17 protein-coding genes are annotated in these 19,715 nt (G+C 70.7%); 7 read left to right on the forward strand and 10 right to left on the reverse strand.

Annotated elements, in window-relative coordinates; genetic code table 11:
- Nucleotides 1–125: 125 nt before the first annotated feature.
- Complete coding sequence (locus ACWGO0_RS13350) at nucleotides 126–1,211, forward strand: S1 family peptidase (RefSeq protein WP_453532681.1); 1,086 nt, start codon at nucleotides 126–128, stop codon at nucleotides 1,209–1,211.
- Nucleotides 1,212–1,269: 58 nt separating this feature from the next.
- On the opposite strand, the gene ACWGO0_RS13355 is transcribed toward ACWGO0_RS13350, so the two are convergent.
- From ACWGO0_RS13355 to ACWGO0_RS13380, 6 genes are all read right to left on the reverse strand, one after another.
- Nucleotides 1,270–1,788: a hypothetical protein gene (locus ACWGO0_RS13355; protein WP_453532684.1), complete on the reverse strand. Its 519-nt coding sequence runs from the start codon at nucleotides 1,786–1,788 to the stop codon at nucleotides 1,270–1,272.
- 74 nt (nucleotides 1,789–1,862) lie between these two features.
- Complete coding sequence (locus tag ACWGO0_RS13360; RefSeq protein WP_453532687.1) at nucleotides 1,863–2,369, reverse strand: phospholipase; 507 nt, start codon at nucleotides 2,367–2,369, stop codon at nucleotides 1,863–1,865.
- A 186-nt stretch (nucleotides 2,370–2,555) separates the two neighbouring features.
- Nucleotides 2,556–3,068, reverse strand: a complete 513-nt coding sequence (locus ACWGO0_RS13365) for a hypothetical protein (protein ID WP_453532690.1) — start codon at nucleotides 3,066–3,068, stop codon at nucleotides 2,556–2,558.
- 66 nt (nucleotides 3,069–3,134) lie between these two features.
- A complete protein-coding gene (locus ACWGO0_RS13370; protein WP_453532693.1) occupies nucleotides 3,135–4,376 on the reverse strand; it encodes a vWA domain-containing protein in 1,242 nt (413 codons plus the stop codon).
- Nucleotides 4,373–5,647, reverse strand: a complete 1,275-nt coding sequence (locus ACWGO0_RS13375; protein WP_453532696.1) for an AAA family ATPase — start codon at nucleotides 5,645–5,647, stop codon at nucleotides 4,373–4,375. Before ACWGO0_RS13375 ends, ACWGO0_RS13370 begins: the two co-directional genes overlap by 4 nt.
- Before the next feature lie 68 nt (nucleotides 5,648–5,715).
- A complete protein-coding gene (locus tag ACWGO0_RS13380) occupies nucleotides 5,716–7,122 on the reverse strand; it encodes a hypothetical protein (RefSeq protein ID WP_453532699.1) in 1,407 nt (468 codons plus the stop codon).
- Nucleotides 7,123–7,253: 131 nt separating this feature from the next.
- Here ACWGO0_RS13380 and ACWGO0_RS13385 point away from each other — a divergent pair, with 131 nt between their 5' ends.
- Nucleotides 7,254–8,090 carry a potassium channel family protein gene (locus ACWGO0_RS13385; RefSeq protein WP_453532702.1) on the forward strand — a complete coding sequence of 279 codons (837 nt, stop codon included), beginning with the start codon at nucleotides 7,254–7,256 and terminating at the stop codon, nucleotides 8,088–8,090.
- A 35-nt stretch (nucleotides 8,091–8,125) separates the two neighbouring features.
- Here the strand turns inward: ACWGO0_RS13385 and ACWGO0_RS13390 are convergent, their stop codons facing one another.
- Nucleotides 8,126–9,178 carry a DUF3533 domain-containing protein gene (locus tag ACWGO0_RS13390; protein WP_453532705.1) on the reverse strand — a complete coding sequence of 351 codons (1,053 nt, stop codon included), beginning with the start codon at nucleotides 9,176–9,178 and terminating at the stop codon, nucleotides 8,126–8,128.
- A 230-nt stretch (nucleotides 9,179–9,408) separates the two neighbouring features.
- Between ACWGO0_RS13390 and ACWGO0_RS13395 the strand changes: the two genes are divergently transcribed.
- Complete coding sequence (locus ACWGO0_RS13395) at nucleotides 9,409–12,861, forward strand: DNA polymerase III subunit alpha (RefSeq protein ID WP_453532708.1); 3,453 nt, start codon at nucleotides 9,409–9,411, stop codon at nucleotides 12,859–12,861.
- Complete coding sequence (locus ACWGO0_RS13400; RefSeq protein ID WP_453532711.1) at nucleotides 12,858–13,838, forward strand: DNA polymerase Y family protein; 981 nt, start codon at nucleotides 12,858–12,860, stop codon at nucleotides 13,836–13,838. The genes ACWGO0_RS13395 and ACWGO0_RS13400 overlap by 4 nt, the downstream gene beginning before the upstream one ends.
- A 9-nt stretch (nucleotides 13,839–13,847) precedes the next feature.
- On the opposite strand, the gene ACWGO0_RS13405 is transcribed toward ACWGO0_RS13400, so the two are convergent.
- Both ACWGO0_RS13405 and ACWGO0_RS13410 read right to left on the reverse strand, forming a co-directional pair.
- Nucleotides 13,848–15,278 carry a DUF2252 domain-containing protein gene (locus tag ACWGO0_RS13405; RefSeq protein WP_453532714.1) on the reverse strand — a complete coding sequence of 477 codons (1,431 nt, stop codon included), beginning with the start codon at nucleotides 15,276–15,278 and terminating at the stop codon, nucleotides 13,848–13,850.
- Nucleotides 15,279–15,464: 186 nt separating this feature from the next.
- The gene (locus ACWGO0_RS13410) at nucleotides 15,465–17,081 is read right to left on the reverse strand and encodes an MFS transporter (RefSeq protein ID WP_453532717.1); all 1,617 of its coding nucleotides are present in this window, start codon (nucleotides 17,079–17,081) and stop codon (nucleotides 15,465–15,467) included.
- Nucleotides 17,082–17,260: 179 nt separating this feature from the next.
- On the opposite strand from ACWGO0_RS13410, the gene ACWGO0_RS13415 reads away from it, so the two are divergent.
- Entirely contained in the window at nucleotides 17,261–17,632 is a 372-nt protein-coding gene (locus ACWGO0_RS13415) for an amphi-Trp domain-containing protein (RefSeq protein WP_453532720.1), read from the forward strand.
- Between the two features lie 31 nt (nucleotides 17,633–17,663).
- Here the strand turns inward: ACWGO0_RS13415 and ACWGO0_RS13420 are convergent, their stop codons facing one another.
- Nucleotides 17,664–18,398, reverse strand: a complete 735-nt coding sequence (locus ACWGO0_RS13420) for a MerR family transcriptional regulator (RefSeq protein ID WP_453532723.1) — start codon at nucleotides 18,396–18,398, stop codon at nucleotides 17,664–17,666.
- A gap of 88 nt (nucleotides 18,399–18,486) precedes the next feature.
- Between ACWGO0_RS13420 and ACWGO0_RS13425 the strand changes: the two genes are divergently transcribed.
- Both ACWGO0_RS13425 and ACWGO0_RS13430 read left to right on the forward strand, forming a co-directional pair.
- Nucleotides 18,487–19,101, forward strand: coding sequence for a putative immunity protein (locus ACWGO0_RS13425; RefSeq protein WP_453532725.1), 615 nt, complete (start codon nucleotides 18,487–18,489; stop codon nucleotides 19,099–19,101).
- Nucleotides 19,098–19,613 (forward strand): putative immunity protein, encoded by a 516-nt coding sequence (locus ACWGO0_RS13430; RefSeq protein ID WP_453532728.1) that lies wholly within the window; start codon nucleotides 19,098–19,100, stop codon nucleotides 19,611–19,613. The genes ACWGO0_RS13425 and ACWGO0_RS13430 overlap by 4 nt, the downstream gene beginning before the upstream one ends.
- Nucleotides 19,614–19,715: the final 102 nt, after the last annotated feature.

The following is a 19,715-nucleotide window of genomic DNA, read 5'->3' on the forward strand; positions in this document are numbered from 1 at the left end:
GGGTGTGTTTTGGGCTTGGGGGTTCTTCTGTGGGGGGCGTGACCCCGCCTTTTTTGGGGCCCCCCCCCCCCCCCCGGGGGGGGCCACCCCCGGCCCCCCCCCGCGGCCCCACAGGAGGTCGAACGTTGAAGCATCGACGCATATCCAGGAAGCGCGCGGTGACGGCCGGATCGGCCGTCGTCGCCCTGGTCGCCGCCGGAGTCACCTTCCAGACGGCGAACGCCAGTGAGGACACCCCCCGGCCGGACGCACGCACGCTGACGGCGGTCGCGGCCGGGAAGCTCGCCACCACGCTGGACAAGACCCTCACCGACGGCACGGCCGGCGCGTACTACGACGCCGACACGAAGAGCCTGGTCGTGAACGTCCTCGACGAGGCCGCCGCCGAGCAGGTGCGCACGGCGGGCGGCAAGGCCAGAGTCGTGGAGAACTCGGCAGCGGAACTGCTCTCGGCCCGGCAGACCCTCACCGACCGGGCCACCATCCCCGGCACGTCCTGGGCCGTCGACCCGGTCAGCAACAAGATGGTCGTCACCGCCGACCGTACGGTGAAGGGCGCGGCCTGGGACAAGCTCGCGGCCGTGGTCGAGAAGCTCGGCGGAAAGGCCGAACTCAACCGCTCCGCAGGGGAGTTCAAGCCGCTCATCGCGGGCGGCGACGCGATCTGGGGCGGGGGCGGGCGCTGCTCGCTCGGCTTCAACGTGGTCAAGGGCGGCGAGCCGTACTTCCTCACCGCGGGACACTGCACCGAGTCGATCACCAGCTGGTCCGACACGCAGGGCGGCGCGGAGATCGGCGCGAATGAGGGCTCCAGCTTCCCGGACAACGACTACGGTCTGGTCAAGTACACCTCGGACGTGGAGCACCCCAGCGAGGTCGACCTCTACAACGGTTCCACGCAGCCGATCACCAAGGCGGGCGAGGCGACGGTCGGCATGGCGGTCACCCGGAGCGGCTCCACCACTCAGGTGCACGACGGTGAGGTCACCGCGCTGGACGCCACGGTCAACTACGGCAACGGCGACATCGTCAACGGGCTCATCCAGACGACGGTCTGCGCCGAGCCGGGCGACAGCGGCGGCTCGCTCTTCTCGGGCGACACCGCGATCGGCCTGACCTCGGGCGGCAGCGGCAACTGCTCCTCGGGCGGCGAGACGTTCTTCCAGCCGGTGCCGGAGGCGCTGGCGGCGTACGGGGCCGAGATCGGCTGACCCGCGCCTGCCGGACGGGCTTGTGCGTCGAGCCCGTCCGGCGGTGGGTGAGCGGTCTTCAGGTGCCGAGGTCCTCGACGACCGCGCTCACCTGGCGGTTCGCGGTGGCGGCCCACCGCACGGGCAGCGGCGCCAGCCGGCCGACCGCCGCGCTCAGCACCTCCGGGTCACCGAGCAGGTGCAGCTTCTTCGCGTCGGACATCTTCCGGAAGAACGCTTTCACCAGGAAGACATGGGCGCTGGTGTAGCGGCGCTCGTGGTGGCTGTAGTTCACCGACCAGTCCTCGTACGGATGGCGAACGATCCCGCTGAGGGAGCAGCCGCTGCGGCCGACGTCCACGCCGACGGGGGCGCCAAGGAGCCCCGCGGGGCGCGTGGCCTGCCACACCCAAAAGGTGGCACTCAGGCTCAGGCTCATGAATCTGTCCCACGGGACGAAGGCCTTGGGATTGTGCACTCCGTGCTTGTGGTGCTCGATGCCTTCGGCGGTGAGCACCAGACATGAGCCTGCCTTGCGCTTCGGGTCCCCGATGACCCAGCGGTCCCCGACCAGTTCCAGCGGCCCCAGATGACGCATCGCGATCCCCCGTCGATCGTGTGTTCCCCTGCTCGGAACCTACCGTTCCGACGACCGCAACTGCCGCGCGATTTCTACACCGATGAGGCGGCGGGGGCCAGTCTCGCGGAGCCCGCCTTCGCCGGTGCCACGCCGAAGATGTCGACGGCGTGGTAATACGTCCACGCCGTGCTGTTGCACGAGGTGAGCTTGGCCCCGGTGTAGGCGGCGCACACGCGCTTGAGGTCCGCGTAGAACGCGGAGTCGATGCGCGACTTGTTGGCGGAGAAGGTGCCGGCTGCCTTGTAGTTGCGGTAGCCGAAGTCGTGGCGGGCGCACGCCTTCTGGAAGGGGAAGCCGAACGGGTTGTCGGGCGAGCTGCTGCAGTAGTCCGTCGACCAGTCGAAGGCGTACGCGGCCCAGGCGCCCTGGTTGTTGCGGGCGTTGTTCCAGGCGTTGTAGCTGGAGAGGCTCGTCTGGGTCCAGGAGCTGAGGACCTGGGGCTTGTCCGCGGGGGCGGCCGAAGCGGAGGCGGCAGGGAGCAGGGCGAGGGGGAGCGACAGGGCGACCGCGGCGAGCGGGGCGGCGAAACGGCGACGCATGAGCAACCTCCGGCGGATGGCGGTGAGTTGGGATGGTCGTGCGCCTCATGGGTCTCATGGGGCCACCTCAGAATGGCGCCATGTACCTGTCATGCATAGCTGTCGCGTCGACTGGACGCCAAGAATTCGGCCATACGTCGGGCGGCAGCCACGGGAGGGCCGCCGCGTGCGGCGACCACCCCTGGCTCAGGGGGCCGTCGACTCCAGGTGGTACGTCGTGTCGACCCAGAATCCGTTCGTGGCCCTGGCCTTGATCTCCAGTACGTAGGCGCCAGGAGTCAGCGGGGCGAAGCCACCCCAGAGGCCCCACGCGTAGCGCTGGGTCAGCCCCGTCCTGAACGGCGCCGTGAATTCCCGCAGCGGCAGCGGGACGCTGTTGAGCGACGCGGTGGCCTCCACGACCTTCATGGACTGCGGGACTCTCGCGTACGACCTGGTGTGCTGCTTATTGAGCACGGGGAAGAAGAACGGCCGGTCCGAGGGCACCGCGCAGCGCCGTACCACCCGCCCGCCGTAGGTCCCTGCCAGGAACCAGAGACCGTCCGGCTGCTTCCAGGCCGCGTGTTCGCCCGTCGTGTCGCTTACCGGACTGCGGTCGTCAGGAGCCGACAGGGCCCACTTCCACCACTCGCCCGCGAGCTTCCCGCCCTCCACGTCGCTCAGCCTCCACGTGCTGTCGACCGACTCCGCACCGTTCATGACGCCCTCCCGCGTGCAGCCCCGGCTCGGGGCTCTTTTCGAACAAGCGGACAGTACCCGGGGTGATCACCCGATGGTGACCGTGCGCGCCCACTCGGGCGGGGAGTCCGGTACGTAGTCGGGATCGTCCTCCCTCCACGAGGTGCGCCTGTGATGCCGGGGGAATAGGCCCACCACCGTCCTGCACGGCGGCTGCACACGTGGCCAGGCGGTCTGCCCGTCGGTCAGCACGACGATGACGTCAGGGCGGGGGTTCGCGCGCAGCGCCCTGGCGAAGCCCGTCCGCAGGTCCGTACCCCCGCCGCCCACCAGCGGGATGCCCTCGCCGCGGCACAGCGGGTGCACGATCCGGGCGGACGCGTCGCACGGCAGCACGCTGATCAGGTCACGCCGGCCGCCCACGGCGCTGGAGATCGCGGCGACCTCCAGGAGCGCGCTGCCCAGCTCGGCGTCGCTGACCGAGCCGGAGGTGTCGATGACCACCGAGACCCGGGGCGGTCTGCGCCGCAGGCTCGGCAGGACGACGCCGGGCAGCCCGGCGGAGCGCCGGGACGGACGCCCGTAGCTGTAGTCCTCACCCGCACCGGAGCCGGAGGCCGCCGAGCGTACGGCCGCACCCAGCAGCTCCCGCCACGGCTGCGGCGGATGGAACGCCTCCTCCGCCCACCGCTTCCAGCCCTGCGAGGAGTTCCCCGGGCGGCCGGTGATGCCCTGGGCCACCCGGAACCGGACCGCGTCCTGTTCCTGCGCGCTGAGACCGTGCGCGCCGTCCGGTCCCAGGTCCCACTCCCTTTCCAGCCCGTCGGCGCCGCTGCCGCAGTCCAGCCAGGTGAACTGCTGGGTGTACGGGCCGAGCCGGAACTGCCGGAGGTAGTCCTCCATGAGCTCGCCCTCGCCGAGCCCCAGCGCGGCCGGTTCGACGGCGCCTTCCGGCCGGACCAGCCCGTCACCGAACACGTCGTCGTTGATCTCGCAGTCGGCGGCGATGTTCATCCGCAGCCGGTCCCCGGGGCCGGTCAGTCCCAGAACCCGGGCGGCCTGGTCACCACGCCCGTGGTGGTCACGGAGCAGGTGCGACACCTCGTGCACCCACACACCGGCCAGTTCCTCCACCGGAGTCGCGTCCACGAACGCGGGCGAGGCGTAGCACCGCCAGTGCCGGTCGACCGCCATGGTCGGCACCTGCCGCGACTCCACGGTGTGGAGGGCGAACAACGCCGTCGCGAGATAGGGACGGGCCCGGGCGGCGTGCAACCGGGCGGCGAAGAGCTTGTGGAGGTCCAGTGCCCCCGCTGCCTCGGCCGTCATCGGCCGGCCTGTGCGGCGACCGCGGTCCGGGCCGCGGCGCGGTCGGCGGACCGGTCCGCCCGCTGGGACAGGGACACCACTCCGGCGAGCTGTTCGATCGAAGCCGGAACATCCCAGTCCTCCTGGCGCAGCGCGGCGAGTGTGGTCGCGGGGACGACCACGAGGTCCGGGGCCCCGGTCTCCAGCGCCCGGACCAGGAGTGCCCAGGCGGCGTCCCAGCGGTACTTGTCCGGGCGGTTGCGTACTGCCGCCACCACTCCGTCGAGTGCGGCCTGCCGCAGATCTCCCCGCTCGGGCAGCTCGGCCGTTGCCGGGTCGGCGAGCAGGGTCTCGGGGTCCGGGAGGTCCATCCGGTCCAGGTTCGCCAGCAGTTCGAGGCCGGGACCGTCGCCCACGGTGCCCCTGATCAGCAGGGAGAGTACGTCGCGCGAGGAGCCGGCCGCGGTCGCGAAGGCGATCAGGTTCAGCGTCATGTCCCAGCTCCGGGGCGAGGGCCAGGCGCCGCCGCGACGGGCTTCGCTGCTGGGCAGTTGGTGGACGAGCTTGGGGCGGACGGCGAGGAGACCGCACACCGCTCGGCGGGCGAAGCCCACGGCCTCCGTCAGCTTTCCGGGGTCGAGCCGAGGCATCGTCGCCCGCGGCCAGGTCCCGCCGAGGCCGCGTACCACGACCTCGTGGTCATGGGTCCACTGGAGGTGGACGAACCGGTTGGCCAGCGGAGGACTCAGCTCCCAGCCGCCGGCGGCCGAGGACCGCGGATTGGCGGCGGCCACGATCCGTACCCCGGGCGGGAGTTGGAGCGCACCGATCCGCCGCTCCAGGACGAGGCGGAGCAGCGCGGCCTGAACGGCCGGGGGAGCGGTGGACAGTTCGTCGAGGAACAGCAGCCCCCGCCCGGCCCGCACCAGCCGCACCGCCCAGTCCGGCGGGGCCATCGGGACGCCCTGTTCCGCCGGGTCGTCACCGACGATGGGCAGCCCCGAGAAGTCGGACGGCTCGTGCACGCTGGCGATGACGGTGGTCAGCGGAAGGTCCAGAGACGCGGCGAGCTGGGTCAGGGCCGCGGTCTTGCCGATGCCCGGCTCGCCCCACAGGAGGACGGGCAGGTCGGCGGCCACCGCCAGGGTCAGCGCCTCCAACTGGTCGTCGGGGCGGAGTTCGGTGGTGGTGTCGCGCAGCAGGGCTGTCAGCGCGCCCGCGATGTCGAGCTGGGAGGTCCGGACGGGCGCGGCGGGGGCTTCGGGCATGGCGAACGGAGCGCATGTGGGCATGAGTGATCACCTTTGGGTCGCAGGAAGACAGGAAGACAGGAAGAAATGGGGGGAGTCTGGCCGCCGGGTCAGGCCGGGACGGCCCGACGGCGCGATTCGGTCCGGCGCGGGCGCGGAAGGCGGTCGGGGACATGTCTGCGGTCCGGGCCGTAGCGCCCGGGTCCGGGACCGACCAGGCCGGCCCTGAACAGCCCGTAGGTGATCCGCCGTCGCGCGGCGGCCTCCAGTTCGTCCCGCAGAGCGCCGGTGCGCAGCACCGCACCGGGGCCGAGCAGCCCCTCGACGACGGCCAGTGCTCCGGCGGTGTCGCCGTGGTCCAGCCGGTCCCGTACTCCGGCGAGACAGTCCGGACGACGGTGCGCCTCGTCGATGGCCTGGAGACAGGGAAGCGGCGTTCCGGTCAGTGCGACCAGCAGCTCTTCCCGGCGGATCTCGACCGGATCGTGGTCCAGCGGGGCCAGGACCCCGTCGACCAGACCGATCCGGTGCTGATCCCCCCGGCAGTCCACGAGGTGCGGCTGCCCCGTCCGGTCCGGAGCCCGCGACGGTCCCGACGGCTCATGGCCCGGTACGAGGGCCGAGGCGACCAGCGGGTGCAGCCGGTCGGCTTCGATCGCACCGCTGCGCAGCAGTTCCAGGTCGGGCAGGACCCAGGTCGCCGCGTCGGGGAGGATCGGCAGCCTCGGGACGTCGCCGTCCGTGGCCGCCGAGGCCCGCACATGGGGCGGCCCGGTACCGTCGGGATCCCTGACCAGGTCGAGGAAGAGCCGGTGCCGACCGCCGAACCGCACGGCGACCGTACCGGTGGACCGGCCCTCGGCGTGGAGGAGCAGCTCCGCCTCGGCGGCCCACCGGTCGACGGCGCAGTTGCGCCCCGGCGGCACCAACTCGGCAAGATCAGGGCGGCCTTCGGGCGCACAGCCGGTCCCGGACCGGGCCCGCAGCTCATCGGTCCTGCGCGCGTCCCACAGATGACGGTGCAGATCGAGGCGGAACCGTCGGTTCGGATGGGGGTGCGGGTGACGCCGGGTGGCCGCCTCGGAGCGCGAACCGTCCCACAGCGCGAGGCTGATCCGCTGACCGGCATCCGCCCAGGCGGGCGGGGTCCGGACCACGAGGTGCACCGGATGCGCACCGTCGCCGCTCGCGGCGCTCTCGTACCGGGCCAGTGCGAGCGTCAGCCCCGGCCGCAGCATGCCGTGCGGGGCGATTCTCGGCAGATGCCAGCGCAGCAGGTCGGGAACCAACTGCCTTAGATCGGCCCGGAGTCGGGCGGAGAGTTCCTGACCGTGGGTACGTGCCACGGCCCGTAGGCTGAGATCGACATCGACGCCTGCGGCGGCGCACGCTCCTGCCCAGTCCCCGGCGGAACGACGGGCGGTCGCAGTCTCGATCATGGAGGGCGGCACGGCGAACTCTCGCACGCGCGGCCAGAAGGAAGGGAGGGAGTCCTCCGTCGCGTTCTCAGTGAGCATCAGCACTCACCTTGCGCGGACGGGGCCCCCAATCTGATTGCAGATTGAGTCTTCATCGTGGGGGAGCATAACGCCCGTCCCCTCGATCTGCCAGGTGTTTCCGGCCGGCTCGCGCTCTCTACGATGACTCCATGAAAAGCGCGGAATCGACGGAGACCGAAACCGGGGGCGGCACGGAAGCCGAGCAGCGGTGGGAGCGGCACACCCAGTGGCCGCTCCTGGTACTGGCCCTGCTGTTCGCCGTCGCGTACGCCGTGCCGGTCGTGCACCCCGGCGCCGACGCGCTGACACTGCGGCTGTGCCGGGGTGTGGAGTGGGTGGTGTGGGGGGCGTTCGCCGGTGACTACGCCGTGCGGCTGGTACTCACACGCGACCGGTGGCGATTCGTACGCCGTCACCCGCTGGCGCTGCTCGCCGTACTGCTGCCGATGGTGCAGCCGCTGCGGCTGCTCCGGCTGGTCTCCACCCTGCTGCTGGCCGGGCAGCGCGCCCGGATGGCCTCGCAGGTGCAACTGACCACGTATGTCGCGGGGTCGTGCGTGGGTCTGCTCATGTTCGGCTCGCTAGCGGTGCTGGAAGTCGAGAGGGATTCCCCCGAAGGCACCATCAAGACCCTCGGCGACGCGGTGTGGTGGTCCTTCACCACGATGACGACCGTCGGTTACGGCGACTTCGCCCCGACCACCGGTCTGGGCCGGATGCTCGCGGTCGGCCTGATGCTGTCGGGTATCGCGCTGCTGGGTGTGGTCACGGCGAACATTGCCGCCTGGTTCATCTCCCGCTTCGAGAGCGACAACGCGACGGACCGGATGCAGACGGAGGCCATCATCGCGCTCACGGCGGAGGTACGGGCGCTGCGCGCGGAGGTCACGGAACTGTCCGCGGTACGGGACCGGGTACCGGCGCCGGGCGGCCCGGCCGATGACGGTGTGACCGTGTCCCGGCAGGTCGTCCGCTCCGGCGAGTGACACGGTCCGGCGAGTGACACCGCCCGGCCGCGAGGTCAGACGGAGGCCGAGCCGCCGGGCGTCGTGTCTGCGGGTGCCGTGCCGGTGGTTGCGCCCTCCGGACTGTGCCGCATCGACAGGAGCAGGGTGAGGGCCGTGCCCGCCACCGCCCAGGCGGAGAGCACCAGCAGCGGTCCGGTGACCGCGTTGCCCTTGAAGTACGCGATCGAGCGGGCCACCCAGGTGCCCGCCCCCGGTGGCAGCGCGGGCCCGATCGCCCGCCAGAAGTCCGGCAGCATCGGCAGCGGGAAGGCGCCGCCCGCGCTCGGGTTGCCCGCGATCACGATGATCAGGACGGCGAGGCCGATGCCGATGATGCCGGTGAGGGCCTCCAGGGCGAGTGTGGTCATACCGACGGCGAAGACGACCAGTGTTCCCAGGCCCCACAGCCCCCATACGCTGCCGGGCAGCGCGCCGAGGATCGGCCCGATGATGACCGCGCCGCCGATTCCGCCCGCGATCGAGTACAGCGCCATGGTGCCGGTCCTGATCAGTGCGCGCTGGCGGTTGGCGGGCTTGGTGCCCGCGCTGATCGCCAGGATCGAGGCGCAGAGGTAGCCGCCGACGCACCAGCCCACGACCAGGTAGAAGGACGAGAGTCCGTCGAAGTCGTCCGGGGACGCCGGGGCCACGTCGACGGTCCTGACCGAGCGGCGCTGGGTCCTGTCGACCTGCTCGATGATCTTCGTCAGGGAATCGGCCAGGACGGTGCCGCCGCCGGAGGCGACGAGCACGGTGTCGGTGGTGCCGTTGGGATTGACGATCAGGGCGCCGTCGATGTCCCGGTTCATGATCTGTTCGCGGGCCTCGGTCGCGTCGTCGGCCGTGCGCGGGTCCAGCGGGCTGCCGGGGAGTGCGTCGAGCCGGGTGACGAGCTGCTCCGAGATCCGCTCGGGCGCGACAACGGCGAAGGGGACGTCCGTCGGGACCGGCTTGTGCAGCGCCCCTACGTAGGACGCGATGAACAGCAGTTGCAGCGCGAGCACACCGAGGACTAGCAGTGCGGCCCGTGGAGTGACGGCGTTCTTCACCTCGTCGACGAAAGTCATGCCCCCACGGTCCGGGCGGCCCGGTGTTTGCGCAGGTGGGACAGGGCCGAATGGCTGAGGCGGGGTGCGGACGGATCGGCGGATGCCCCTTGCCCGGGTTATCGTACGAGTGTTCGAACAAATCCGGCCGGGGTGGATCAAGCGCCGACGGGGTTAAGGTATTCGAACTGGCGTACGATGAACATATCGGGTGTATAGCCGAAAAAGGGGTGGAGTGATGGAGGTGCGACATGGCGGGCTTCGCCCAGCTGCACGTCGCGTCCGGTTACTCCGTCCGCTACGGCGCCGCCCACCCCGGTCATCTCGTCCGGCAGGCGGCCGGACGGGGCATGGCGGCGCTCGCGCTCACCGACCGGGACACGGTCACGGGGGCCGTCGGATTCGCGCAGGCATGTTCGAAAACCGGGGTTCGGCCGGTCTTCGGTGTCGACCTGGCGGTGGAGGCCCTGGCGCCTCCGCCGCCCGCCCAGCGCCACCGCGCCCCGGCGCGCGGTGGGGCGCATGTCGTTGAGCCGCCGCTGCGGTTCGTGCTGCTCGCGCAGAACCGGGCGGGATGGGCGCGGCTGTGCCGCATCACGTCGGCCGCCCACGTCGGTGCGGTGTCCGGTGTGGCACCGGTGGTGCCGTGGGAGGCGCTGCGCGAGTACGGCGGTCCCGGTCTGATCGTGCTGCTCGGGCCGCTCTCGGAGCCGGTACGGGCTTTGGCGGCCGGGCGCGAGGATGTCGCGATGAAGCTGCTGGCGCCGTGGCGGGAGATCTTCGGTGCAGGAGTCAGGCTGGAAGTCGTAGTGCATAAACGTTTCAGCATCGGGCCCGGATCGCTTCGGCTGGCTGCTCGCACCCTGGCGCTCGCCGACCGCACCCGCACCACCGCGGTGCTCTCCAACGCCGTCCGCTACGCCGACCCGGAACAGCACCGACTGGCCGATGTCCTGGATGCCGCGAGGCTGCTGCGGCCGATCGACCGGCGTCGCCTGGACAGCGGGCAGCGCTGGCTCAAGGACGAAAGGGCGATGACGGCCATCGCGCGGATGGTCGCCGAATGCGCCGGAGGCGATGTCCGGCGGGCGCGCCGCCTGATGGCGGACACCGCTGCCACGGCGGCTGCGTGCACCCTCGACCCCGGAGCGGACCTCGGCCTTGGCGCGCCGCACTTCCCGGAACCGACGCTCTTCGGAGCCGCTCCCGGAGCGGGAGGAGCCGCACAACTGCTGCGTCAGCAGTGCGAGGCCGGCATGGTCCGACGAGGTCTCGACCGGGACCGAGTGGCGCTCGACCGGCTGGACGAAGAACTCGCTGTGATCTCCGAGCTGCACTACGACTCGTACTTCCTCGCGGTCGGCCAGGTGGTGGCCGACATAAGGGAGAAGGGCATCCGGGTCTCGGCCCGCGGCTCGGGCGCCGGATCGCTGGTCTGCCACGCCCTGGACATCGCCACCGCCAACCCCCTTGACCACCGCCTGTTGTTCGAACGCTTCCTGAGCGTGCGGCGGGCGTCGCTTCCGGACATCGACATCGACGTGGAGTCCGCCAGGAGGCTGGAGTGCTACGACGCGATCTTCGACCGGTTCGGCAAGGAACGGGTGGCGGTCACCGCCATGCCCGAGACCTATCGGGCCCGCCGCGCCCTGCGCGACACCGGCCTGGCCCTGGGGATCGCGCCGGCGGAGATCGACCGGATCGCCAAGAGCTTCCCGCATCTGCGGGCCTCCGACATCACCGGCGCGCTCGCCGAGCTGCCCGAGCTGCGGCAGCTGGCGGCCGAGGCGGACCGGTACGGGCCGCTGTGGGAGCTCGCGGAGGGACTCGACTCGCTGGTGTACGGCATGGCCATGCACCCCTGTGGAGTGGTCATCAGCGATGCGACGCTCCTGGACCGGCTGCCGGTGCAGCCCACCCCCCAAGGTGACTACCCCATGGCCATGGCGGCCAAGGAGGAGATCGAGGCGCTGGGCAATATCAAACTGGACGTCCTGGGCGTCCGGATGCTGTCCTCGATGGCTCATGCGGTCACCGAGATCGAACGGACGACCGGCAACCGTATCGACTTGGACGACCCGCGCCAGGTGCCGCTCGACGACGTCTTCGCGTTCAAGCTCATCCAGGAGAGCCAGACCCTGGGTCTGTTCCAGCTGGAGTCACCCGGGCAGCAGGATCTTCTGTCCCGGCTGCAGCCCCGCGACCCACAGGATGTCATCGCCGACATCAGTCTCTTCCGGCCCGGACCGGTCGCCGGCGGTATGCCCGAGCGGTACATCGCCGCGCGCCACGGCGGCACACCCTCGTACGCCCACCCGGACCTCGAGCCGGTGCTCGCCGACACCTATGGCGTGACCATCTGGCACGAGCAGATCATCGAGACGCTGTCGGTGATGACCGGCTGCGACCGCGCGCTGGCGGAGATCGCCCGGCGTGCGCTCGGCGACAAGAACCGGCTGCCCGGGATCAAGGACTGGTTCCACCGCCTGACACGCGCACGCGGTTACAGCGAGACGGTACGCGACCAGGTCTGGAAGACGGTCGAGGCCTTCGGCGCCTACGGCTTCTGCCGGGCGCATGCGGTGGCCTTCGCCGTGCCGGCCCTGCAGAGCGCCTGGCTCAAGGCGCACTATCCGGCGTTCCTGCTGGCGGGCCTGCTCGAACACGATCCCGGGATGTGGCCCAAGCGCGTCCTCGTCTCCGATGCCCGTCGCCGCGGTGTCCGGATCCTGTCCGTCGACGTCAACCGCTCCTGGGCGAAGCACACCGTGGAGATGACCGAGGAGGAGGAGTGGGGCGTGCGGCTCGCGCTGTCCGGGGTGCGCGGCATCAGTGAGGAGGAGTGCGCGCGGATCGAGGAGGGCCGTCCGTACGGATCGCTGTCGGACTTCTGGCAGCGGGCCCACCCCAGCAGGCCGGTCGCCGAACGCCTCGCCGAGATCGGTGCCCTGAACTCCCTGCACGACGGGAGTCTCACCCGGCGGGACCTTCTGCTGCAGATCGCCGAGCTTCACCGGCAGTCCCGCACCCGGTCGGCGGGCAAGGGGCAGTTGCCCCTCGACGCGGGCGCCGTCGGCGGAGCGGAGCCGAGCGGTCTGCCGGAGATGACCGGACGTGAGGCACTGAGCGCCGAGCTGGGCACCCTCGGCATCGACGTCTCCAAGCACCTGATGGAGCATCACCACCGGCTGCTGCGGGAGGCCGGCGCGACCGACGCGGCCCATCTGGCCGGCCTGCGTGCGGGTCAGCAGGTCCTCGTGGCCGGTGTGCGGGCCTCCACCCAGACCCCGCCGATCGCCAGCGGCAGGCGCATCATCTTCGTCACCCTGGAGGACGGCTCCGGACTGGTCGACCTGGCCTTCTTCGAAGACTCCCACCCGGCCTGCGCGCACACCGTCTTCCACAGCGGCCTGCTGCTGGTCCGCGGCACGGTCCAGGTACGCGGCACCCGCCGTACCGTCGTCGGAACCATGGCCTGGGACCTCGAACGGATCGCGGCCGCGCGCCGCGACCAGGGCCCCGAGGCCGCGCTAGCCCTTCTCGGTGCCGATCATCCGCACCCGACCCCCGCCCAGCCGCAGCGCACCCTCGTCAACGGCACCACCGGCGCCCGCCTGCACCCGTACGCCGACCTGCAGCCTGCCGGCAGCCGCTCGGCCGACCTGAAGAAGTTCGGCTACACCAGCCCGGGGAGTGCGGGATGACCATGCGTCAGCGGCACATCGCCCACCTCCACCTGCACACCGCTCCGAGTGAGGACCAGTACGAAAAAATAATCGAACTGGTGTCCGGTGTCACTCCGCATGTCCAGGCTGTTCCGCCCAACGCCGTTCAGCTCGACCTGACGTCGGCGCTCCGGTACTTCGACCTGTCCGCCTACGACGTCGTCCAGTTGGCGAAGTTCAGACTGAAGGCCCTCTACGGCATCGACAGCAGCGCCGGGCTCGCGGGCAACCGCATGCTGGCCGCCATGGCGGCCGACGCGTCCGCGCCGGGAGACACCACCTGGGTTCCCGACGGGCAGGCCGCCGCCTGGCTGTACCCCCGGCCGGTCACCGCGCTGCCGGGGATCGGCCGCGCCACGGCTGAAACGCTCGGAAAGTACGGTCTGCACACCATCGGCCAGGTCGCCGACCTGTCCCCGGCGACCCTGCAGAGACTGCTCGGCGCCGAGCCGGCCCGGCTGCTGGCCGAGCGTGCCCGTGGTCATGATCCCCGCCCGGCCACTCGGACGGAGCCGACCGAGCACCTGGTCGCCGACACGGTGCTGGACCGGGACTGCCTCGACCCTGCGCTACGTCACCGCGCCGTCCTCGCGCTCGCCGAGCGGATCGGTCAACGCCTGCGCGGGGAAAGGCGGATCGCGGGACGCCTCACCCTCACCGTGCGCTATGCCGACCACAGCTCCACCACACGCACGCGCGCACTGGCGGAACCCACCGACCACTCACCTGTCCTCGCCGCAACCGCTCTGGGTCTGCTGACTGTTCTGGGGCTGCAGCGAGCACGGGTCCGGGCCTTCGCCATACGTGCCGACCACCTGATGCCGGCCGACAGCGCCTACTGGCAGCTCTCCCTGGACCCCCAGGACGCCCGTTCCCGCGCCGTCGAAGCCGCCGCGGACCGTGCCCGTCGGCGCTTCGGGCCGGAGGCCGTACGACCGGCCACTCTCGCCGACTGACCGCCCGCGTCAGGTCGCCGGCAGTTCCTCGGCGGGCAGCCGGCCTGCGCGCACCGCGTCGACCAGGGCCTGATGGTCACGCTCGTTCTGGTCGGCGTATGCCTCCGCGAACGTCGCGAGTGCCCGGTCGAACGGGTCGCCGCTGCCCAGATACGCGGCGATCGCGATCCGGTCGCCGGACCGCGCGTGCGCACGGGCCAGCGTGACCCCGCACAGTTCGCCGAACACTCGCATGTCCTTCGGCCGCATCCGCTCCGGCATCGCGATGCCCTTCCAGTCGCGCAACTGGCGGAGGTAGAAGTCGCGCTTCCTGCCGTCGATCCCGTCGACCCGCTCCCAGCCCAGGAAGATGTCGCTCGTCGCCTGCATCAGCCGCTGGCCCGAGACCACCCGCTCGCCCTGGTTGGGATACCGGCTCGCGCCGACGTGCGCGGCGAGCACGGAGGCGTCGGCCTCCTTGGCCTGGAGGAAGAGCGGGTCCTGATCGTCCCGTCCGAGAAGGAGGAAGATCCAGCAGCGGGTGCCGACGCTGCCGACGCCGACCACCTTGCGGGCGACGTCCGCCAGTCGGTAGTCCTTCAGGAGCGCGCGCCGGTCGGAGGGCAGAGTGCGGCCGTACCGCTCCACCAGTCCGCGGAACTGGCGCTCGAGCGCGCTGCGCTCGACGTCCGGCAGCAGGTCTCCGGCCGGGACGAGCAGCGGGGGATCCGCCGCGATCCTGGGCCGGCCGCCGACCGTTTCGGTGAGCTTGTCGAAGGCGTCCAGGCTGTCGCGGGTACGGGCCTTCGCCATGGCACGGGCCAGGTTCTTCTGTGCGCGCTTCGTGGAGCCGGCTGCGGCCAGGGCCTCAAGCCGGTTCGCGTCGATCTTCGCGTACCAGACGTCGAGGTTGCTCATGCCTGCGAAGCGGATCATCGCCTCGCGGTACGAACGGACCGTTGAACTCACGATGCGGGCGCGCTCGGCGTCGTCGAAGCCGTTCGCCCGGCCCGCGATGACGAGACTCGCCGACAGCCGCTTGACGTCCCACTCCCAGGGGCCCGGCAGTGTCTCGTCGAAGTCGTTGATGTCGAACATCAGCTGCCTCTCCGGCGAGGCAAGCAGACGGAAGTTCAGCATGTGCGCGTCCCCGCACAGCTGGGCCGTGAGTCCCGAGCGCGGGGTGCCGGCCAGGTCGGACGCCATGATGGCGGCGGCGCCGCGGTAGAAGCGGAACGGGGCCTCCGCCATCCGGCTGTAGCGGATCGGGACGAGTTCGGGCACCCGCGCCGCTGACTGCGCCTCCAGGATCTCCAGCGGGTCCGGCCTGTCGGGAGACGGCCTGTACACGGCATGTCCCGACCGCGGAGAGCGACGCCGGGCCTCCTTGCCGAAGGCCGCGCGTTCCTCGGGCGTGGCATGGGGTGCCGCGCGCATCGCCGTGGTCGCGTTCTGGGACATCGAAGGCCCTCCTGCCTGGCCGTGCGGCTGCCCGGGGAGTACGGCGGTAGGAGCGCATGTCCGCGGACCATCGGAATTTCCTCAACCCTAGAACCCATCCGGGCCTCGCGCATGGGGACGTAGGCGGGGGCAGGGGATGAGCTCCGGCCCGCGGTCCCGTACCCCGGCCGCCTGCGGCGAGAGCTCCTAGGGCTCCACCGAGCGGGGCTGGGCTGTCGGGATCCGGTGCGTGAAGAACATCGCGAGGAGAGCTGAGAGGGCGAGGATGGCGAGTGCGGCACGCAGGCCGTCGATCCGGGCTTCGGCGTTCGCGTCGAGTGCGGCTTCACTCACCTCCGTGCTCGTGCCCGCTTCTTCGAGGGCGGACTTGAGCTGGGCATCGGACAGGAACGGTACGCCGCTCTGGAGTTCGACGGTCGCCTGGCTCTTTACCTCGGCGGGGATCGCCGGATTCTGCCCGACGCTGCCCAGGAACGAGGAGGTGAGCGCGGCGATCATGATCGAGCCGGCGAGTGCCGTGCCGATCGAGGCGCCGAGGTTGGTGACGGCGTTCTGGACGCCGCCGACCTCCGCGCTCTGTGCTTGCGGTACCGCGGACACGGTGACCGACCCGAGCTGGGACGCCAGCGCGCCCATGCCGAGCCCGATCAGCAGGAGGGGGCCGGTGACGATTTCCGCACTGGCGTCCGCGTCGAGTGCGGCCATCAGGAGCACCGCGCCGGCGAGCAACGCGAAGATGCCGAGCCGTACCACCCGCCGCGGCGAGACGTCCGGGAGGAAGCGTGGGATCAGGATGGCGGCTGCCAGCAGCGTCAGTGAGAGTGGCAGGATGCGGGCACCGGTCATGAGCGCGGACAGGCCCAGGGCCACCGACAGATAGAGCGGTACGACGAAGAACACGCCCATCTGGACGAGGTACTGGAAGAAGAATATCGTCAGCCCGCCGGTCAGCTGCTTGTTGCGCAGCATCGCCGGGTCGATGAGCGGCTCTCTGTGCTGCTCCACGAGGCGGGCCTCCCAGCGGAGGAAGAGCCAGATCAGAAGCAGTCCGGCCAGCATCAGCCACACGACCAGCGAAACCCCGAGCCACGCGGGCGCGTCGGGCTTCGGCTGGAACCAGCCCCATTCGTCCGAGCGGAGTACCCCGTAGACGAAGATCCCGAGCCCGATGGCGGAGAGCGTGGCGCCGACGAGATCGATGCGCGGACGTTCGACGATCGGCGCGTCCGTGATCCGGCGGCCCAGCACCAGGATGCCGAGCACCATCACGACTTCACCGGCGAAGACCCACCGCCAGGAGAAGTAGGTCGTCGCGACACCTCCGACGAGCGGCCCGACCGCGATGGCGGCGGCCCCTGCGGCTGCGACGAGTCCGTAGGCGGCGGGACGGCGCTCGGTGGCGAAGTTGCTGGCCACGAGTGCCACGATCGCGGGCAGGATGAGGGCCGCCCCGATCCCCTCGAGGAACGACCAGCCGAGCAGCAGCACGGGCAGGTTCGGTGCGATCGCTGTGACGAGGGAGCCGCAGCCGTAGATGCAACAGCCGATCATGAACGCGCGCTTACGGCCGATCAGCGCTCCGACCTTGCCGCCGGGGATCATGAACATCGCCATGACGAGGGTGTAGGCCGTGATGGCACCTTGGACACCCGTGACCGTCGTGCCCACGTCCTCGGCCACAGTCGCGATCGAGACGTTCATGACAGAGCTGTCCAGCGCCATCAGGAACTGACCGGCCGCGAGTGTCAGCAGGACGATCCGCGCCGTTGACGAACGATCCGCAGTGCCTGCCCCGGGTGCCATCCCCGCATCGTCCCAGCCACCCAGGAAGGCCATCCGCGACCCGCCGCCGGGGTCAACCGGTTGGCGGACCGAGGCCGGAGCCGCCCTGGTTCACGGGAACGCCGAGACAGAGAGGCGTGATTACGTACATAGCATCAGAATTACTGATATCAAAACGTTCTGTCGGATCGGAGACGCCCATGAAGGACCTGAAGTTCGAGCAGAAGCGCTCGCTGTCACGCCTTGAGGCGGCTGACCAGCTCACGGCGCTCGCAGCCGCGCTGAGGGAAGGCGAGGATGCCGAACTGGAACTCGGCTCCGGGACACTGAGCCTGCGGATCCCCGACGAACTTCGCAGCGAGATCGAGGTCGAGGTCGGTGAGGGGGAGATCGAGCTGGAGATCGAGTTCACATGGCCGACCGCACCGACCCGGGCGGCGCCGTCGCGGGTGGCCGCAGCCGCGGAGGAGGCCCCGAAGAGGCGGAAAAGCGCGCCCGCCAAGCCCGGGCGGAGCGGCACGGGTGCCGGTAGGAGCAAAGGCACGAAGCGGTCCGCCACGAAGACGCCCTGAGCCCTGCCGATGGCCCCCGGCAGCGGAAACGTCAGTGGGGTCCGTGCTCCGGGACTGAGCCGGTTCCTGCCGGTCCGTCCAAGGAATCGAGGTAGGCGGAGAGCTGACCGGCGGCGTGCAGCTGGGCCATTCCGCGGGACGTGAGGTCGCGCCGCCATCCTTCCAGGGTCCTGCCCAGCGCATCGAGGCTGCCGGCGTCGCGGAGTTCTCCGAGGACGGTAGCGATGGTGCCCAGGGGCCGGCCTCCCCGGCGCAGCAGGTGCGCCAGTTCGGCGTCGCGCACGTCGTGCGCGAGGTACCGGCGGTGCCCGCGCGGGTCACGTTGTGGGGTGAGGACTCCAGTGCGTTCCCAGGCGCGCAGGGTGGCCGGGTCGAGCGCGAGGTGGCGGGCGAGTTCACCGATGCTGTAGGGCGCCCGGGTGCCGGCAGTCGTATCCGGGGCAGAGGCTCCGAGGTGTGAGAGCGCCGCTTCGACGGTTCGAAGCGTGTTGCGGTCGCGGGCCAGGAGTGAGTGCCCGTCGTCGACGTACTCCAGTGCTTCGTCGAGCCGGCCGCTGGTGACGGCATGCATGATGCGTCGGCTCGTCGAGTAGCCGAAGGCGGGGACGAGCGCCAGGTAGGCCGCGAGGCCAGCGGCATGAGCGGCGGTGTAGTCCCGGTACCCCGTCCGGCTGCGGTGGGCCGGCGGGATGATGCCGGCGTCCTCGTAGTTGCGGACCGCCTGCGTGGAGAGGCCATGGCGACGGGCCAGGTCCACGGGCCGCATGTGACCTCCGATTGAGGGTTCCGGCGCAGATGGGCGGAGAATTCGTCGAAGAGTCTCCACCGAGCGTTCAAGGATACGATTCAGGAGCATGGCGAAGAGCACGCACACCGTGTCCGGAGACTTCGATCTGACGATGGACGAGCTGCGCGTCGTGGCGCGTTACGTGGTTCGGCACGCAGAGGACGTCCTGTCGGTTTTTGAGCAGGCTGTTCCCAGTGATCCGCGCCCCCGTGCGGCGATCGACGCGGCCTGGGCGTTCATCAACGGTGCCAACAGGACGAAATTGCAGCGCGTCACCTCCCTCGACGCTCATCGGGCCGCCCGGTCCGCGCCCTCCGAAGCCGCGCGACTGGCCGCGCGGTCCGCCGGTGACGCCGCGTCGGCTGCATACCTGCATCCCATCGCCCAGGCCGGCCAGGTCGGCCACATCCTGCGAGCCTCCGCGAGCGCCGCACACATCGGAGAGATGGATGCGGGCGGCGACCCCGCGATTGCGGATGCCCTGATGGAACGGTCGCGGCGGCGTGCGACACCGGTACTCATCGATGTGCTCTGCCGTTACCCGCCCGCGACAGGCGGCAGCAGCCGTGTCGCCCGGCTGATGAGCACTCTGGACCATTCCCTGCGCCAGGCGGCTGACCGGCCGCGAGGGCACAACGCAGCGAGCGGAGCCGATGTACGCAGGAGGGAGTGGACGTCATGATCCTCCCGAAGGTCCGCGACCCTCGCTTCGTGACGATCCGCCGTGGTGGGACTCTCACTGATGCGAATCACCGTCTCCTCGCTCTGTGGGCTGCCGCCTGTGCAGAGCACGTCCTTGGCCTTTTCGAGTCGGCCCGGCCCGGGGACCCGCGACCGCGCCAGGCGATCGAGCATGCCCGGGCCTGGGTGCGTGGCGAGGTCAAGATGATGCAGGCCCGCGCGGCGGGCGGCCATGCGATGGGGGCAGCCAGAGACCTGCGTGGGGCAGCACGGCATGCCGCGTACGCCGCCGGCCAGGCCGGGGCCGTCGCCCACGTAGCCGCGCACGAGCTCGGCGCGGCTGCCTACGCGATCAAGGCCGCACGTGCGGCGGCACCGGAAGGCGGGAGGGAGAACGCGGGACGACTCGAGTGCCAGTGGCAGCGCAGTCAGCTCCCGGAGCCGATCCGCGAGCTCGTACTTGATGACCAGCGGCTGCGCAACGACATCTGCTGGTCGGTATTCGACGGCTGAAGCAGAACCGTGCGCATGTCGCGGGCACTGTGATGCGGAGTCAGTTTTTACTGACGCGTAACTTCCCTAGCTACCTTACTCGTGCGTAATTTGGCATGAGCA

The sequence above is a fragment of the Streptomyces sp. NPDC055749 genome, from assembly GCF_053617235.1.

Coding starts and splice junctions, on each gene's coding strand:
- ACWGO0_RS13355 (WP_453532684.1), bottom strand. CDS start 1,788: ATGCGTCATCTGGGGCCGCTGGAACTGGTCGGGGACCGCTGGGTCATC.
- ACWGO0_RS13360 (WP_453532687.1), bottom strand. CDS start 2,369: ATGCGTCGCCGTTTCGCCGCCCCGCTCGCCGCGGTCGCCCTGTCGCTC.
- ACWGO0_RS13365 (WP_453532690.1), bottom strand. CDS start 3,068: ATGAACGGTGCGGAGTCGGTCGACAGCACGTGGAGGCTGAGCGACGTG.
- ACWGO0_RS13370 (WP_453532693.1), bottom strand. CDS start 4,376: ATGACGGCCGAGGCAGCGGGGGCACTGGACCTCCACAAGCTCTTCGCC.
- ACWGO0_RS13375 (WP_453532696.1), bottom strand. CDS start 5,647: ATGCCCACATGCGCTCCGTTCGCCATGCCCGAAGCCCCCGCCGCGCCC.
- ACWGO0_RS13380 (WP_453532699.1), bottom strand. CDS start 7,122: ATGCTCACTGAGAACGCGACGGAGGACTCCCTCCCTTCCTTCTGGCCG.
- ACWGO0_RS13385 (WP_453532702.1), top strand. CDS start 7,254: ATGAAAAGCGCGGAATCGACGGAGACCGAAACCGGGGGCGGCACGGAA.
- ACWGO0_RS13390 (WP_453532705.1), bottom strand. CDS start 9,178: ATGACTTTCGTCGACGAGGTGAAGAACGCCGTCACTCCACGGGCCGCA.
- ACWGO0_RS13395 (WP_453532708.1), top strand. CDS start 9,409: ATGGCGGGCTTCGCCCAGCTGCACGTCGCGTCCGGTTACTCCGTCCGC.
- ACWGO0_RS13400 (WP_453532711.1), top strand. CDS start 12,858: ATGACCATGCGTCAGCGGCACATCGCCCACCTCCACCTGCACACCGCT.
- ACWGO0_RS13405 (WP_453532714.1), bottom strand. CDS start 15,278: ATGTCCCAGAACGCGACCACGGCGATGCGCGCGGCACCCCATGCCACG.
- ACWGO0_RS13410 (WP_453532717.1), bottom strand. CDS start 17,081: ATGGCACCCGGGGCAGGCACTGCGGATCGTTCGTCAACGGCGCGGATC.
- ACWGO0_RS13415 (WP_453532720.1), top strand. CDS start 17,261: ATGAAGGACCTGAAGTTCGAGCAGAAGCGCTCGCTGTCACGCCTTGAG.
- ACWGO0_RS13420 (WP_453532723.1), bottom strand. CDS start 18,398: ATGCGGCCCGTGGACCTGGCCCGTCGCCATGGCCTCTCCACGCAGGCG.
- ACWGO0_RS13425 (WP_453532725.1), top strand. CDS start 18,487: ATGGCGAAGAGCACGCACACCGTGTCCGGAGACTTCGATCTGACGATG.
- ACWGO0_RS13430 (WP_453532728.1), top strand. CDS start 19,098: ATGATCCTCCCGAAGGTCCGCGACCCTCGCTTCGTGACGATCCGCCGT.